Origin of the sequence: Conyzicola nivalis, assembly GCF_014639655.1 — a bacterium.
Taxonomy (GTDB): domain Bacteria; phylum Actinomycetota; class Actinomycetes; order Actinomycetales; family Microbacteriaceae; genus Conyzicola; species Conyzicola nivalis.
This window is the reverse complement of sequence record NZ_BMGB01000001.1, coordinates 1,971,942-1,987,942: the sequence shown is the minus strand read 5'-3', so window position 1 is coordinate 1,987,942 and position 16,001 is coordinate 1,971,942. Positions and strand designations below refer to the sequence as shown.

General features: G+C 68.8%; 11 protein-coding genes. 10 read left to right on the top strand and 1 reads right to left on the bottom strand.

The annotated features are described in order from the left end of the window. Positions 1-111: 111 nt before the first annotated feature. On the top strand, positions 112-2,238 hold the full coding sequence (pta, locus tag IEV96_RS09850) for a phosphate acetyltransferase (protein ID WP_188510439.1): 2,127 nt from the start codon (positions 112-114) through the stop codon (positions 2,236-2,238). After that, positions 2,235-3,425 carry an acetate/propionate family kinase gene (locus tag IEV96_RS09845; protein WP_188510438.1) on the top strand — a complete coding sequence of 397 codons (1,191 nt, stop codon included), beginning with the start codon at positions 2,235-2,237 and terminating at the stop codon, positions 3,423-3,425. The genes pta and IEV96_RS09845 overlap by 4 nt, the downstream gene beginning before the upstream one ends. 127 nt (positions 3,426-3,552) lie before the next feature. Here the strand turns inward: IEV96_RS09845 and IEV96_RS09840 are convergent, their stop codons facing one another. Next, positions 3,553-4,587, bottom strand: a complete 1,035-nt coding sequence (locus IEV96_RS09840) for a LacI family DNA-binding transcriptional regulator (RefSeq protein WP_188510437.1) — start codon at positions 4,585-4,587, stop codon at positions 3,553-3,555. A 143-nt stretch (positions 4,588-4,730) separates the two neighbouring features. Here IEV96_RS09840 and IEV96_RS09835 point away from each other — a divergent pair, with 143 nt between their 5' ends. From IEV96_RS09835 to IEV96_RS09800, 8 genes are all read left to right on the top strand, one after another. Beyond that, positions 4,731-5,645, top strand: a complete 915-nt coding sequence (locus tag IEV96_RS09835; protein ID WP_188511206.1) for a carbohydrate ABC transporter permease — start codon at positions 4,731-4,733, stop codon at positions 5,643-5,645. Positions 5,646-5,648: 3 nt separating this feature from the next. Further along, positions 5,649-6,593, top strand: coding sequence for a carbohydrate ABC transporter permease (locus tag IEV96_RS09830; protein WP_188510436.1), 945 nt, complete (start codon positions 5,649-5,651; stop codon positions 6,591-6,593). Positions 6,594-6,653: 60 nt separating this feature from the next. Continuing rightward, positions 6,654-8,009, top strand: a complete 1,356-nt coding sequence (locus tag IEV96_RS09825) for an ABC transporter substrate-binding protein (protein ID WP_188510435.1) — start codon at positions 6,654-6,656, stop codon at positions 8,007-8,009. Between the two features lie 67 nt (positions 8,010-8,076). Next, the gene (arfA, locus tag IEV96_RS09820) at positions 8,077-9,642 is read left to right on the top strand and encodes an arabinosylfuranosidase ArfA (protein ID WP_229733208.1); all 1,566 of its coding nucleotides are present in this window, start codon (positions 8,077-8,079) and stop codon (positions 9,640-9,642) included. After that, positions 9,639-11,441, top strand: coding sequence for a glycoside hydrolase family 35 protein (locus IEV96_RS09815; RefSeq protein WP_188510434.1), 1,803 nt, complete (start codon positions 9,639-9,641; stop codon positions 11,439-11,441). The genes arfA and IEV96_RS09815 overlap by 4 nt, the downstream gene beginning before the upstream one ends. A 73-nt stretch (positions 11,442-11,514) precedes the next feature. Then, positions 11,515-14,016, top strand: a complete 2,502-nt coding sequence (locus IEV96_RS09810) for a DNA polymerase III subunit gamma and tau (protein WP_188510433.1) — start codon at positions 11,515-11,517, stop codon at positions 14,014-14,016. 3 nt (positions 14,017-14,019) lie between these two features. Next, positions 14,020-14,619, top strand: coding sequence for a recombination mediator RecR (gene recR / locus IEV96_RS09805; protein ID WP_188510432.1), 600 nt, complete (start codon positions 14,020-14,022; stop codon positions 14,617-14,619). Positions 14,620-14,701: 82 nt separating this feature from the next. Continuing rightward, positions 14,702-15,964 (top strand): aspartate kinase, encoded by a 1,263-nt coding sequence (locus tag IEV96_RS09800; RefSeq protein ID WP_188510431.1) that lies wholly within the window; start codon positions 14,702-14,704, stop codon positions 15,962-15,964. The last annotated feature ends 37 nt before the right edge of the window (positions 15,965-16,001 follow it).

Sequence of the window (16,001 nt, the reverse complement as noted above, 5' to 3'; positions counted from 1 at the left end):
TATAACGACCTGTGAACCGTGCTGGCCGCATCCGCAAGCCAACCGCAGCCACCCGCAGGCGGGACCTAAGCCCCTGTGCTCCGTTCAGGTCGCGCGGTTAGGGTGTAAGGCGTGGCTCGCAGCATCTACATCACCTCCGCCGAGGGACATTCCGGCAAGTCGTCTATCGCGCTCGGGGTGCTCGACACCCTCAGCCGCGAGATCGAGAACGTGGGGGTGTTCAGGCCGATCGCGCGCTCCATCACCGAGCGCGACTACGTGCTCGACCTGCTGCTCGCTCACGACGGCGTCGACCTCGACTACGACGAGTGCGTCGGTGTCACCTACGACGAGGTCCACGATGATCCGGATGCGGCCCTCAGCCGCATCGTCGAACGCTACAAGGCCGTCGAAGCGAAGTGCGGCGCCGTCGTCATCGTCGGCAGCGACTACACCGACGTGGGAAGCCCCACCGAGCTGAGCTTCAACGCGCGCATCGCCGCCAACCTCGGCGCGCCCGTGCTGCTCGTGCTCACGGGCCGCTCGGTGGACGAGTCGCGCGGACGCACTGCCGACGAGATGCGCCAGATCGCCGAACTCACCATCCCCGAGCTGGCCGCGGCGCACGCCAGCATCCTCGCGGTCGTGGCCAACCGTGCCGACGAGGACCACCTCGACGAGATCTCGGCCGCCGTGTCCGACGTCGCGACGACGTCGATCGCCGAGTCAGGTGCCGCCGACGCCGCGCCGATCCCGGCATGGGCGATCCCCGAAGACCCCTTCCTCGTCGCCCCGACCGTGCAGGGCATCATGGACGCCGTCGACGGCACCCTGCTGCAGGGCGACTCGGCGCTGCTCGCCCGCGAGGCCATGGGCGTCGTGATCGCCGCGATGTCGATGGAGAACGTGCTCCCGCGCCTCATCGAGGGTGGCATCGTCGTGATCCCGGGCGACCGCAGCGAGATGGTGCTCGCCGCTCTCACCGCCCACGCCTCTGACACCTTCCCGTCGCTCGCTGGCGTCGTGCTCAACGGCGGGTTCGATCTCTCGCCCGTGATCAAGCGGCTCATCGCCGGGCTCGACGCCTCCCTGCCGATCATCACCACCGAGTTCGGCACCTACCCGACCGCGCAGCGCATCACCCAGACGCGCGGCCGCCTCGCCGCCGACTCCGATCGCAAGCGCGACATCGCGCTCGCCCTGTTCGAGAAGTACGTCGACTCGCGCGTGCTGTTCGACGCCCTCAGCGTGGGCAAGTCGGGCGCCGTCACCCCGCTCATGTTCGAGTACGGGCTGATCGAACGCGCCCGCAGTGCGGGCAAGCACATCGTCCTGCCCGAGGGCAGCGACGACCGCATCCTGCGCGCGGCCGGGACGCTGCTGAGCCGCGGGGTCGCGCGCCTCACGATCCTCGGCGATGCGACGGAGATCCGGGCGCGCGCGGCCGGTCTCGGCGTTGACATCTCGGCAGCCGACATCCTGAGCCCCTTCGACGAGGAGCTGCGCGAACGGTTCGCCGAGGAGTACGCCCGGGTGCGGTCGCACAAGGGCATGACCGTCGAGGCCGCCCGCGACATCGTGACCGACGTGTCGTACTTCGGCACGATGATGGTGCACCTCGGCCTCGCCGACGGCATGGTCTCCGGCGCCGCGCACACCACGGCGCACACTATCAAGCCGGGCTTCGAGATCATCAAGACCATGAAGGGCGTCTCGGTCGTCTCGAGCGTGTTCTTCATGGCGCTCAGCGACCGGGTGCTCGTCTACGGCGACTGCGCCGTCGTGCCCGACCCGACGTCGGAGCAGCTGGCCGACATCGCGATCAGCTCGGCGGGAACGGCCGACCAGTTCGGCATCGACCCGCGCGTGGCGATGCTGTCGTACTCGACCGGATCGTCGGGTGCCGGCGCCGACGTCGAGAAGGTGCGTGCCGCGACCGAACTTGTGCGGGAGCGCCGCCCCGACCTCTTCGTCGACGGCCCGATTCAATACGATGCAGCAGCGGATGCCGCGGTCGGCAAGTCGAAGATGCCCGGTTCCCAGGTGGCCGGGCGGGCGACCGTCTTCATCTTCCCCGACCTGAATACGGGTAACAACACGTACAAGGCCGTGCAGCGAAGCGCGGGCGCGGTGGCGGTCGGACCGGTGCTGCAGGGTCTCAACAAGCCGATCAACGACCTATCCCGAGGAGCACTCGTGCGCGACATCGTGAACACCGTGGCCATCACGGCCATCCAGGCGGCGGGGACCAACGCGTGAGCCTCGCCCTCATCATCAACAGCGGCTCGTCGTCGCTCAAGTACCAGCTGATCGAACTCGACGGCGAGGAGACGCTCGCCTCTGGCGCCATCGACCGCATCGGCGAGGCCAGCAGCAGCGTGGGTCACACCGCCGCGGGCGAGAAGCACGAGAAGCAGCTCGCGATCGCCGACCACACGGCCGCCCTGCGGGTGCTGACCGACGCCTTCGCCGAGTACGGCCCCGACCTCGCGTTCTCGCCGCCGGTCGTGATCGGCCACCGGGTCGTGCACGGCGGATCGCTCTTCACCGGCCCCACCCTCGTCACCGACCAGGTGATGGCCGACATCGACGAACTCTCGGCGCTCGCACCGCTGCACAACCCGGCGAACCTGGCTGGCATCCGTGCCGCCGCCGCCATCTTCGCGGGTGTTCCGCAGGTCGCCGTGTTCGACACCGCGTTCCACCAGACGCTGCCGCCAGAGGCCTACACCTACGCGATCGACCGCGAGCTGGCCGAGCAGCACAAGATCCGCAGGTACGGCTTCCACGGCACGAGCCACAAGTTCGTCTCCGAGCAGGCCGCGGAGTTCCTCGACCGGCCGCTGGGTGAGTTGAAGACGATCGTCCTGCACCTCGGCAACGGCGCGTCGGTCGCCGCGATCGACGGCGGGCGTTCGATCGACACCTCGATGGGCCTCACCCCGCTCGAGGGCCTCGTGATGGGAACGCGGTCGGGCGACATCGACCCGGCGATCATCTTCCACCTGCACCGGCAGGCCGGGCTCGGTTTCGACGAGCTCGATTCGCTGCTCAACCGGGGCAGCGGACTGCTCGGCCTCACGGGCAGCGGCGACATGCGCGACGTGCAGACGGCTGCCGCCGGGGGAGACGCCGCGGCCGAGGCCGCGCTGGCGGTCTGGCGGCACCGCATCCGTCACTACGTCGGCGCTTACGTCGCGCAGCTCGGCGGCCTCGACGCGCTCGTGTTCACCGCCGGAGTCGGCGAGAACAACGCGCTGCTTCGCCGGCGCGCGCTCGCCGGACTGGAGTTCCTCGGCATCGAGATCGACAACGACCGCAACGAGCTGCACTCCCGCGCGGCGAGGGTCATCTCGCCCGAGGGCGCACCCGTCACCGTGCTGGTCATCCCCACGAACGAGGAGCTCGAGATAGCGCGTCAGGCGCTGTCGATCGTCGCCGAGTAGCGCGGTCGCACTCCCGCGTGCCGCGCTAGTGCACTTATGGCGGGTGTGGGGGCCCGACTACCCGCCACAACTGCACTACCGGCAGCGGGCGACGGCCGCGTGAGAGCGCACCGGCGATGGGCGGGCCCTAGGCGCGCGGCGCCGCCGTCGACTCGCGCACGACCAGGCTCGTCGGCACGATCGTGGTGCCGACGCCGCGGGTGGAGTCCTCGATTTCGTGCAGGAGCATCTGGATGCTGCGGCGCCCGATCTCCGCGAAGTCCTGGTGGACCGTGGTGAGCGGCGGCCAGAACGCCTGCGCTTCGGCCATGTCGTCGAACCCGACCACGCTCACGTCGCCGGGAATCGACAGCCCGCGCTCGTGCAGCGCGCGCATCAGGCCCAGCGCCATCTGGTCGTTGGCGGCGAAGACGGCGGTGATCGCGGGGTCGAGTACGAGTCCGTGACGGTAGCCCGACTCGACCGTCCAGTCGCCGATGACGGGTGGCAACACGGTCGCTCCCGCCGCGAGCAGTGTCGCCCGCCACGACTCGGTGCGGTGTGCCGCCGAGAACGACGACTCCGGGCCGGCCAGATGGAACACGGTCTCGTGCCCGAGGTCGAGCAGGTGCTGGGTCGCGAGCCGCGCCCCCTCCGCCTGGTCGGCGTCGACCACGGTGTACCGGTCGCCCGCGTCGGAGTCGAGGATGACGGCCGGGAGCCCCGGCGGCAGGATGATGTCGCTGTTGTCGAGCGTGTGCGCCTCGATGATGATCGCGATGCCGTCGACCGCCTGCTCCGAGAGCCGGGTGAACGCCACCGCCATCTCGCCCTGCGTCGGCACGGCGATCGGCATGAGGGTGATGGAGTAGCCGGCCTGGGCGGACGCGGTGGCGATCGCGTCGAGCGTGCGCATGTTGCCGTAGGTGGAGAGCGTCGTCATGATGACGCCGATCGACTGGAAGCGGCCGGTCTTGAGCGCGCGGGCGGCGCTGTTCGGCCGGTAGCCGAGCTCCTCCATGGCGGCGAGGACGCGGTCGCGCGTGGCCGTGTCGACGTTCGTCAGACCGTTCGCCACGCGGGAGACCGTCTGCGACGAGACGCCGGCGAGCTGCGCGACCTCGGCCATCGACGGTCCGCGCCGCCGCCCTGCGGCCGGTGGTGCCGTGGTTTCGCTGGTCATCGTCGATCCGCTCATCCGGGTGATTGCTCAGTGTGCATCATGTTTGCGTAAACATGCTACCGTGTTCACCGCGACATGTTTACGCAAACATGACGCGACCACAATTATGACCTCAGGGCCGAGAGATGAGTGAGTACTCACGAATGACGACGGTGTCACCACCCGCAACCGGGCTCGCAGCCCCCAAACGGCACAAGCAGAAGCTCGACTGGACCGGCTGGAAGTTCGTCGGCCCGTTCATGATCGTCTTCGCCCTCGTGCTCATCGCCCCGGTCATCTACTCGATCTGGCTCAGCCTCTTCAAAGACCAGCTCGTCGGCGGCAACCAGTTCGTCGGCCTCGAGAACTACGTCACCGCGCTCGGTGACGGACGGTTCTGGGAGTCGCTCGGCCGCGTCACGGTCTTCCTGCTCGTGCAGGTGCCGATCATGCTGCTGCTCGCGCTCGCGGCGGCGCTCGCCCTCGACAGCGCGCGCCTGCACGCGTCGGCGTTCTTCCGCATCTCGATCTTCCTGCCGTACGCGGTCCCCGCCGTCGTCGCGACCCTCATGTGGGGCTTCATCTACGGCACCCAGTTCGGTCTCGTCGGCAGCCTCAACGACTTCCTCGGCACGGCGTTCGCCCCGCTGTCGAGCAGCTGGGTGCTGGTCTCGGTCGGCAACATCGTCACCTGGGAGTTCGTGGGCTACAACATGCTGTTGTTCTACGCCGCGCTGCGCGTGGTTCCGGTCGACCTCTACGAGGCGGCAGAGCTCGACGGGGCCGGCGCCTTCCGGATCATCCGAAGCATCAAACTGCCCGCCCTGCGTCCCGCCATCGTCATCGGCACCATCTTCTCCATCATCGGCAGCTTCCAGCTCTTTAACGAGCCGAACATCCTGCAGACCCTGGCGCCCAACTCGATCAGCACCTACTTCACGCCCAACATGTACGCCTACAACCTGTCGTTCTCGGGCCAGCAGTACAACTACTCGGCCACGATCGCCATCATCGTCGGGCTGCTCACCGCCGTCATCGCGTACGTCGTGCAGCTCTCCGGCAGCAGAAAAGAGTCATAGAACATGACAACGACAACCACGGATGCCGCCGTCGCCGCACAGCTCGCGCCGCGCCGGTCGCCCCGCGAATCCCGCTACACGCGCAAGAACACCCAGCTCGGTGCCCACAAGAAGAAGTCGATCCTGCTCACCGTGATCATGGCGCTCGTCGTGATCTACAGCCTGCTGCCGCTCTTCTGGCTGTTCGTCAGCTCGACCAAGACCCAGACCGAGCTGCTCAGCTCGTTCGGGCTCTGGTTCAGCGGTCCCTTCTCGCTGTTCGAGAACATCGGCGCGACGCTCACCTACGACAACGGCGTCTTCGTGCGCTGGTTCCTCAACACCCTGCTCTACGTGGTCGTCGGAGCGGGCGGCGCCACGTTCCTCGCGACGCTCGGCGGCTACGGGCTGGCGAAGTTCAACTTCCCCGGCAAGAAGGGCGTCTTCGCCGTGGTCATCGGCGCGGTGGCGATCCCCGGCACGGCGCTCGCGGTTCCCACCTTCCTCATGTTCAGCCAGCTGGGCCTCACGAACACACCGTGGGCGATCATCCTGCCCTCGCTGATCAGCCCGTTCGGCCTGTACCTGATCTGGACCTACGCGCTCGACGCGGTGCCGACCGAGGTGCTCGAGGCCGCGCGCATGGACGGCGCCGGCGAGTTCCGCACGTTCTTCACGATCTCGCTCAAGCTGCTCGCACCGGGCCTCGTGACCGTGCTGCTGTTCACCGTCGTCGCCACCTGGAACAACTACTTCCTGCCGCTCATCATGTTGAGCGAACCGACCTGGTACCCGCTCACGGTCGGCCTCAACCAGTGGAACGCCCAGGCGACCACGGTCGGCGGCGACCCCATCTACAACCTCGTCATCACCGGATCGCTGCTCACGATCATCCCGATCATCGTGGCGTTCCTGTTCCTCCAGCGGTTCTGGCAGTCCGGCCTCGCGGCCGGCAGCGTCAAGGCCTGACCAACTTTTCTCCCCGGGTCATCCGGCCCACCCCGTTTACAAGGAAGTGAAAGGCACATCATGAAGTCAGCACACAGCAGCCGGGGCAGGTTCGGCCGCTCGGCGGCCGTCATCGGCACCGGTATCGCACTCAGCATCGGCCTCGCCGCCTGCGCCCCCTCGGCCGGAGGCGGAGCCGAGACCGGAACCGCCGACGACATCGCCGCGGCGTTGGAGAAGAAGTCGGAGATCACCGTGTGGGCATGGGCGCCCGCCGTCGAGGAGATCGCCGCGTCGTTCGAGAAGGAACACCCGAACGTCACCGTCAACGTCGTGAACGCCGGCACCGGCAACGACCAGTACATCAAGCTGCAGAACGCGATCAAGGCCGGCTCGGGCGCCCCCGACGTCGCGCAGATCGAGTACTACGCCCTCCCGCAGTTCGGTCTGTCTGACGCGCTCGTCGATCTCACCGACTTCGGCTTCGACGAGTTCGAGGACAAGTACACGGCCAGCACGTGGGGCTCGGTCGAGCTCGACGGCGGCGTCTACGCGCTTCCCCAGGACTCGGGCCCCATGGCCCTGTTCTACAACAAGACGGTGTTCGACAAGTGGGGCATCGCCGTGCCGACCACGTGGGACGAGTACATCGCCGCCGCGCAGAAGCTGCACGCCGCAGACCCGAACGCGTACATCACGAACGACACCGGTGACGCCGGCTTCACCACGAGCATGATTTGGCAGGCCGGCGGCGAGCCGTACAAGACGACCGACCAGACCAACGTCACGATCGACCTCCAGGACGAAGGCTCGAAGAAGTTCGCCGACACCTGGAGCCAGCTCACCCAGAACGACCTCGTCGCCCCCGTGTCGTCGTGGAGCGACGAGTGGTACCGCGGCCTCGCCGACGGCACCATCGCCACCCTCGCGATCGGCGCCTGGATGCCCGGCAACCTGACCTCCGGTGTGCCCGACGCGGCCGGCGACTGGCGCGTTGCCAAGCTGCCGACCTACGAGGCCGGAGTCGCCGCCAACGCCGAGAACGGCGGCGGTGGAGACGCCATCCTCAAGCAGAGCAAGAACAAGCTCGTCGCGGCCGGCTTCCTGCAGTACATGAACGAGGGTGAGGGAACGCAGATCTCCCTCGCCGCCGGCGGCTTCCCGTCGACCGTCGCCGACCTCGAGTCCGATGCGTTCCTGAACGCGGAAGACCCCTACTTCGGCGGCCAGAAGGTCAACGAGCTGCTCGCGTCGAGCATCGAAGACGTCGTTCCCGGCTGGAGCTACCTCCCGTTCCAGGTCTACTCGAACAGCATCTTCAACGACACGGTCGGCCAGTCGTACGCCGACAAGGGCGACCTGAACGAGGGCCTGGAGGCCTGGCAGAAGGCCAGCGCCGACTACGGAAACGAGCAGGGCTTCACCGTCAACAAGTAGTTCAAAAGGTGGGCGGCGCCGTGCGAACGGCGCCGCCCGCTCCCGTTTTCGACACTTAGGGATCCCCGTGGCCAAGGCCCATCTCCGCGTCCACCTCGACGAGCCAGTGGCGCGGATCACCGACCGGCTCTTCGGCTCGTTCGTCGAGCACATGGGCCGCGCCGTCTACACCGGCATCTACGAGCCGGGGCATCCCACCGCCAATACCCAGGGCTTCCGCGCGGACGTGCTCGAGCTCGTGCGCGAACTCGGGGCAAGCGTCATCCGCTATCCAGGCGGTAATTTCGTCTCCGGTTTCCGCTGGGAAGACAGCGTCGGCCCGCGCGAGAGCCGCCCCGTGCGCCTCGACGTCGCGTGGCACAGCGTGGAGACCAACGAGGTCGGGTTGCACGAATTCGCCGAATGGGCGGATGACGCGGGGCTCGAGATCATGCAGGCGGTGAACCTCGGCACCCGCGGCATCGAGGACGCGGCCGCCCTGCTCGAGTACTCGAACCACCCGGGCGGCACCGCCCGTTCCGACGCGCGTCGCGCCAACGGACGCGAGGAGCCGTTCGGCATCACGCTCTGGTGCCTCGGCAACGAGATGGACGGCCCCTGGCAGATCGGCCACAAGACCGCCGACGAGTACGGCCGCCTCGCCGCCGAGACCGGCCGGGTGATGAAGTGGGTCGACCCGTCGATCGAGCTCGTCGCCGCCGGCAGCTCGAACGCCGACATGCCCACCTTCGGCAGCTGGGAGCGCACCGTGCTCGAGCACTCCGCCGACGTGATCGACCACATCTCGCTGCACGCCTACTACGAGGAGACCGGGGGAGACGTCGCCAGCTTCCTCGCCTCCGGCGTCGGCCTCGACCGGTACATCGGCTCGGTCGCCGCGATCATCGACGAGGTCCTCGCCGAACAGGGGCTCGAGAAGACCATCGGCATCAGCGTCGACGAGTGGAACGTCTGGTACCAGTCGCGCTTCAACGAGGTCGACAAACCGCCGCTGTTCGACGGCGGTTGGAACGAGCACCCGCGCATCATCGAGGACGAATACTCGGTCACCGACGCGGTCGTCGTCGGATCGCTGCTCATGTCACTGCTGCGCAACGCCGACCGCGTCTCGATGGCGAACCTCGCGCAGCTCGTGAACGTCATCGCGCCCATCCGTTCGGAACCCGACGGCCCGGCCTGGCGCCAGACCACGTTCCACCCCTTCGCGCTCACGGCGGCCGCCGCGCGCGGAACCGTCCTGCGGTCGACCGTTGAGTCGCCCGTCGTGGACACCGCCCGCTACGGGGCCGTCGACCTTCTCGACGCCGTCGTCGTCTCGAATGCCGACGACGGCGAACTCGTGCTGCTGCTCGTGAACCGCGACGTCACCACGCCGCTGTCGATCACCGTCGACCTGCCGGTCGCCGCCACCGCCGTCTCCGACGCGCTCAGCATCCACGCCCCCGAGGGCGGCTCGCGCTTCAGCGCCAACACCTTGGCGGACCCGGACACCGTCGTGCCCGTGCCGCTCGATTCCGTCGCACTCGTCGACGGCCGCCTCACCGCAGAACTTCCCCCGCTCTCGTGGTCGATTGTGCGCATCGCCGTCGCGACCCCGAGCACCCGTTCCGAAAAAGAAGGAGCCGTCGCGTGAGCGCCAGCACCCAGCCCGGTCCGTCTACCCCCGGCCGCACGTTCGCCATCGGCGAGGAGGACTTCCTGCTCGACGGGGAACCGTTCCGCATCCTCTCCGGAGCGCTGCACTACTTCCGCGTGCACCCCGACCTCTGGGCCGACCGCATCCACAAGGCACGGCTCATGGGGCTCAACACGATCGAGACGTACGTGCCGTGGAACGAGCACTCGCCGGTGCGCGGCACGTTCGACACGCGGGCCGGACTCGACCTCGCCCGTTTCCTCGACCTCATCGCCGCCGAGGGCCTGTACGCGATCGTGCGTCCAGGGCCCTACATCTGCGCCGAGTGGGACAACGGCGGCCTGCCCGCCTGGCTGTTCACCAACCCCGAGGTGGGCGTGCGACGCAACGAGCCGCACTACATGGAGGCGATCTCCGAGTACTTCGACGCCCTGCTGCCGATCGTGGCCGAGCGCCAGATCGACCGCGGCGGCCCCGTGATCCTCGTGCAGATCGAGAACGAATACGGCGCCTACAGCGACGACAAGGACTACCTGGCCGCGCTCGTCGAGTTGAACCGTTCGGGCGGAATCACCGTGCCGCTCACCACGATCGACCAGCCCACCGACCAGATGCTCGCCGACGGCGGCCTGCCCGGCCTGCACAAGACGGCGTCGTTCGGCTCGCGCGCGAACGAACGCCTCGCCACGCTGCGCCGGCACCAGCCGACCGGCCCGCTCATGTGCGCCGAATTCTGGAACGGCTGGTTCGACTTCTGGGGCGCGCACCACCACACGACCGGAGCCGCGGAAGCAGCCGCGGAACTCGACGAGCTGCTCGCCACCGGCGCATCCGTGAACCTCTACATGTTCCACGGCGGAACCAACTTCGGCCTCACGAACGGCGCCAACGACAAGGGCGTCTACCAGCCCACGGTCACGTCATACGACTACGACGCCCCGCTCACCGAGTCGGGCGAGCCCGGCCCGAAGTTCTGGGCCTTCCGCGACGTGATCGCCAAGTACGCCCCGGTCCCCGACGAGGTACCGACGGCTTCCGCGCCGGCACCGGTGTTCGAGGTGGCGCTCGACCGTTCGATCTCGTTGTCCGACGCACTGTTCTCTCCCTCCTCGAAGCTCGGCACGTGGGCAGGGTACGACCACCTGCCGACGCTCGACGAGATCGGCCATTTCCGCGGCTTCGCGCTCTACCGCACGACGGTCGGGTCGGGCGGAGTGCTCTCCTTCGGCGAGGTTCGCGACCGGGCGCAGGTCTTCCTCGACGGAGCCCCGGTCGGCGTGCTCAGCCGCGACCACCACGACTCCGCCCTCACCGTGCCCGGTGCCGGCGTGCTCGAGATCCTGGTCGAAGACCAGGGGAGGGTGAACTACGGTCCGCGCATCGGCGAAGACAAGGGGCTCATCGGTCCCGCGCTGCTCGACGGCGAACCGCTCTCCGCGTGGGAGGTCCTGCCGCTCGCGGTGGACGCGCTGCCCGCGGAGGCGAGCCTCGACGCCGACCCTCGCGGGGCATCCGCGGGTTCGATCGCGGGCCCGGCGTTCGCCGGCGGCTCCTTCGACGTCGACGAACCGACCGACCTCTTCCTCAGCACCGTCGGCTGGGGAAAGGGCAACGCGTTTGTGAACGGCTTCGACCTCGGCCGCTACTGGGGCCGCGGCCCGGGCGAGACGCTCTACGTTCCCGGCCCGCTTCTGCGCCCCGGACGTAACGAGATCGTCGTGTTCGAGACCCTCGCGATCGCCGACCCTGTCGCCCGTTTCGTCGCAGCTCCGGAGCTCGGTCACACCGACTTCTGACCCGCGCTCCGGAGCCGCGCGCGACAATCCACACCCGCCGACGACTGTCGGTCGCGGCGGCTACTCTTTACAGGTGGTTACCGCGCTGTATCGCCGTTATCGGCCAGAGACTTTTGCTGAACTCATCGGCCAGTCGCAGGTGACCGATCCGCTGCGCACCGCGCTGCGCACCGACCGGGTGAACCACGCCTACCTGTTCAGCGGGCCCCGCGGATGCGGCAAGACCACCTCGGCCCGCATCCTGGCCCGCTGCCTGAACTGCGCCGAGGGTCCCACCGACACCCCGTGCGGCGTGTGCCCCTCGTGTGTCGAGCTCTCCCGCGACGGCGGCGGATCGCTCGACGTGGTCGAGATCGACGCGGCCAGCCACGGTGGCGTCGACGACGCCCGCGACCTGCGCGAACGCGCCATCTTCGCCCCGGCCCGCGACCGCTACAAGATCTTCATCCTCGACGAGGCCCACATGGTCACGTCCACCGGATTCAACGCGCTGCTCAAGATCGTCGAAGAGCCGCCGGAGCACGTCAAGTTCATCTTCGCCACGACCGAGCCCGAGAAGGTCATCGGCACCATCCGGTCGCGCACGCACCACTATCCTTTCCGGCTCGTGCCGCCCGCCCAGATGCTCGAGTACGTGCAGCAGCTCTGCGACAGCGAGAAGGTCACCGTCGAACCCGGCGTGCTGTCACTCGTGGTGCGGGCGGGCGGCGGCTCGGTGCGCGACACGCTGTCGCTGCTCGACCAGCTGATCGCGGGCTCCGAGGGCACCGTCGTCGAATACGACCGGGCCGTCGCCCTGCTCGGCTACACGCCGGGCACCCTGCTCAACGAGGCCGTCGAGTCGATCGGCCAGCGCGACAACGCCGCCGTGTTCGACGCAGTCGACCGGGTCATCCAGACGGGCCAAGACCCCCGCCGATTCGTCGAAGACCTGCTCGAGCGCCTCCGCGACCTGATCATCGTCGCCGCGACGGCCGACCACGCCGCCGCCGTGCTGCGCGGGATCCCGGCCGACGAACTCACCCGCATGAGCCAGCAGGCCGCCAGCTTCGGCCAGGCCGAGCTCTCGCGCACCGCAGACATCGTGAACGCCGCCCTCACCGAGATGACCGGGGCGACCTCGCCGCGGCTGCACCTCGAGCTGATGGTCGCGCGCATCCTGGTTCCCGCCAGCGACGACACCGAGCGCGGCGCCCTCGTGCGCGTCGAACGCCTCGAGCGTCGCGTCGGCGTCGAGGGCGGCGCCGTCACGGGTGCCGCCGCGCCGCACCCGGCCGCGTCACGCGCCGAACCCGTCAGGGCGCCGGCTCCGGCGCGTGCTCCCGAGCCGACCCGCGCACCGTCAACAGGATCGGCCGGCGCCACGAGCCCGAACCGCCCTGTCGAGCGTGCGCCCGAGCCCGTTCGTCCTGTCGAGCCGCCCGCCCCGGCTCAGGCTCCGGCCCAGCCGATCGCCGCCACCTCGTCGTGGCCAGCCGTCGCGGTGCCCGGTGCGCCGCGCGCGACGCCGGCCGAGCCGACTGCCTCGACCCCGTCGTCAGCCAACCCGCCGGCAGCAACCCCGCCCGCCGCCACCGCCCCCACCCCGTCAACAGGACCGGATGCGCCCACGGCCGCATCGGCTCCTGTCGAGCGCGCGGCGGAGGCAGATCGTCCTGTCGACACGTCTGGCGAGGTCCCCGTCGAGGAGGCCGTCGCCGAACTCGAGTCGGCGCCCGCCGTCTCGACGAACACGCCCGTGCAGCCGGCCCCCGAGTCGGCCGCGGCTGCTCCCGGCGTCGAGAACGCTTCGGCAGGCTCGGCGACCGAAGCAGGCGCTTCGACGGGCTCAGCGACCGAAGCAGGCTCGGCGACCGAATCGAGCGCGTCGACAGGCTCGGCGACCGAAGCGGGCTCCGCGATCGAATCGAGCGCCCCCTCCGCCGAGCCGGCACCCGCCACCACCGTCACCCTGCAGCAGATGAAGGACGCCTGGCCCGAGGTGCTCGAGTCGGTTCAGAAGGCGAACATGAACGCGTGGACCGTCGTGTTCAACGCGAGCGTGCGTGCCCTCGACGGCGACGTGCTCGCGCTCGTTTTCTCCAACCAGACCGACCAGGCCAAGTTCAAAGAGCTCACCCCGGCCGGCGAGGGCGTCAGCTCCATCCTGCGCAGCGCGATCATCGACGTGCTGGGTCTGCGGGTCAAGTTCCTCGCGCAGTTGAACCTCGCGCCCGACTCGGCCCCCGGGCGCCCGGCCCAGCCGGCGGCACCCGTGTCGTCCGTGACATCCGCCCCGTCCGCGACGCCGACCCAGACCCGCACCGCGCCGCCCGCCGACGACGAGGCCCCCGAACCCACCGAGCCCGACGTCGAGCCGGGCGGTTGGGCGGTCGCGGCCATCCCGCCGAGCGCGCCGACCGAAGAGGAGCTGCAGGCCCAGCGTGCCGCGGCCCGCAGGCCCGCCGCGAAGGTCGTGCCGGTGCCCACCGCCGACGACGCGCGCTACGGGGAATCCGTCGTGCGCGAGATCCTCGGCGCGAGTTTCATCGAAGAACAACCCGTGGCGCCCCGCGTCGTACCGAAGGACTTCTAAACCGTGTACGAAGGAATCGTCCAAGAACTCATCGACGAACTCGGCCGCCTGCCCGGCATCGGCCCGAAGTCGGCGCAGCGCATCGCGTTCCACATCCTGCAGACCGAGAGTTTCGACGTCAGCCGTCTCGCCGAGGTGCTCACCGAGGTGCGCGACAAGGTGCGCTTCTGCATCATCTGCGGCAACGTGACCGAGACGGAGACCTGCAGCATCTGCCGCGATCCGCGTCGCTCGCCCTCCACCATCTGCGTCGTCGAAGAGGCGAAAGACGTCGTGGCCGTCGAACGCACCCGCGAGTTCAAGGGCCTGTACCACGTGCTCGGCGGTGCGATCAGCCCGATCGACGGCATCGGCCCCGACGACCTGCGCATCCGCCAGCTCATGCAGCGGCTCAGCGACGGCGTCGTCACCGAGGTCATCATCGCGACCGACCCCAACCTCGAGGGCGAGGCGACGGCCACCTATCTGACCCGTCTGCTGCAGCAACCGAACCTGCGGGTCACGCGCCTCGCCTCCGGTCTCCCCGTCGGCGGCGACCTCGAGTACGCCGACGAGGTCACCCTCGGCCGGGCCTTCGAGGGCCGCAGGCTCGCGGAGCACTAACGCCGTAACACAGCGAGAGCGCCCGCTAGAATCGCACATTGGGCCGGAAGCCGGCCGCACCTTCGAACCGCAGGAGAACCACGTGAGCCTGATCGTACAGAAGTACGGCGGATCCTCCGTTGCCGATGCCGAGGGTCTCAAACGAGTCGCCAAGCGCATCGTCGAAACCCGCAAGGCCGGCCACGAGGTCGTCGTCGTCGTGAGCGCCATGGGCGACACCACCGACGAGCTGCTCGACCTCGCCGAACAGGTCGTGCCCGTTCCGTCCGGCCGCGAGCTCGACATGCTGCTGACCGCGGGCGAACGCATCTCGATGGCCCTGCTCGCCATGGCGATCAAGAGCCTCGGCGTCGAGGCCCGCTCCTACACGGGGAGCCAGGCCGGCATGATCACCGACGCGCAGCACGGCTCGGCGCGCATCGTCGACGTCACGCCGAAGCGCGTGCGCGACGCCCTCGACTCCGGCTACGTCGCTATCGTCGCGGGCTTCCAGGGCTTCAACCGCGGAACCGGCGACATCACCACGCTCGGTCGCGGCGGCTCCGACACCACCGCCGTCGCCCTCGCCGCGGCGCTCGGCGCCGAGGTCTGCGAGATCTACACCGACGTCGACGGCATCTTCACCGCCGACCCCCGGGTGGTTCCCGCCGCCAAGAAGATCGACGTGATCACCAGCGAAGAGATGCTCGAGCTCGCAGCATCCGGAGCAAAAGTTTTGTATATCAGGGCCGTCGAGTACGCCCGGCGCCACGGGGTCACCCTGCGTGTTCGCTCGTCGTTCAACAACAACGAGGGCACGCTCGTGACCAACCCGAAGGATGGAGAGATCGTGGAAGAGCCAATCATCACCGGCGTCGCCGCCGACCTGAGCGAAGCGAAGATCACGGTGGTCGGCGTTCCCGACATCCCGGGCAAGGCCGCGCAGATCTTCACGATCGTCGCCAAGACGAACGCGAACATCGACATGATCGTGCAGAACGTCTCGAGCGCGAGCGGACTGACCGACATCTCGTTCACACTGCCCAAGTCGGATGCGGCCACGGTCATCACCGCGCTCACCGCAGAGCAGCCCGATGTCGGGTTCGACTCCCTGCAGCACGACGATCAGATCGGCAAGCTGGCCGTCGTGGGTGCCGGCATGCGCACCAACGCCGGAGTCACCGCGAAGCTGTTCACCGCGCTCTTCGACGCCGGTATCAACATCGAGATGATCTCCACCAGCGAGATCCGCATCAGCGTCGTGACCCGCGCCGACACCGTGAACGAGGCCATGCGCGTCGTCCACAGCGCCTTCGGCCTCGACGGTGACACCGAGGCCGTCGTGCACGGCGGCACCGGCCGCTAGCAGCAGGGTCGGTACCCGGCCGCTCGGCGGCCACGCA

What these genes read in the sequence shown, in the direction of transcription:
- IEV96_RS09840 (WP_188510437.1), bottom strand. Translation starts at nt 4,587, where the DNA reads ATGACCAGCGAAACCACGGCACCACCGGCCGCAGGGCGGCGGCGCGGA.
- IEV96_RS09835 (WP_188511206.1), top strand. Translation starts at nt 4,731, where the DNA reads ATGACGACGGTGTCACCACCCGCAACCGGGCTCGCAGCCCCCAAACGG.
- IEV96_RS09830 (WP_188510436.1), top strand. Translation starts at nt 5,649, where the DNA reads ATGACAACGACAACCACGGATGCCGCCGTCGCCGCACAGCTCGCGCCG.
- IEV96_RS09825 (WP_188510435.1), top strand. Translation starts at nt 6,654, where the DNA reads ATGAAGTCAGCACACAGCAGCCGGGGCAGGTTCGGCCGCTCGGCGGCC.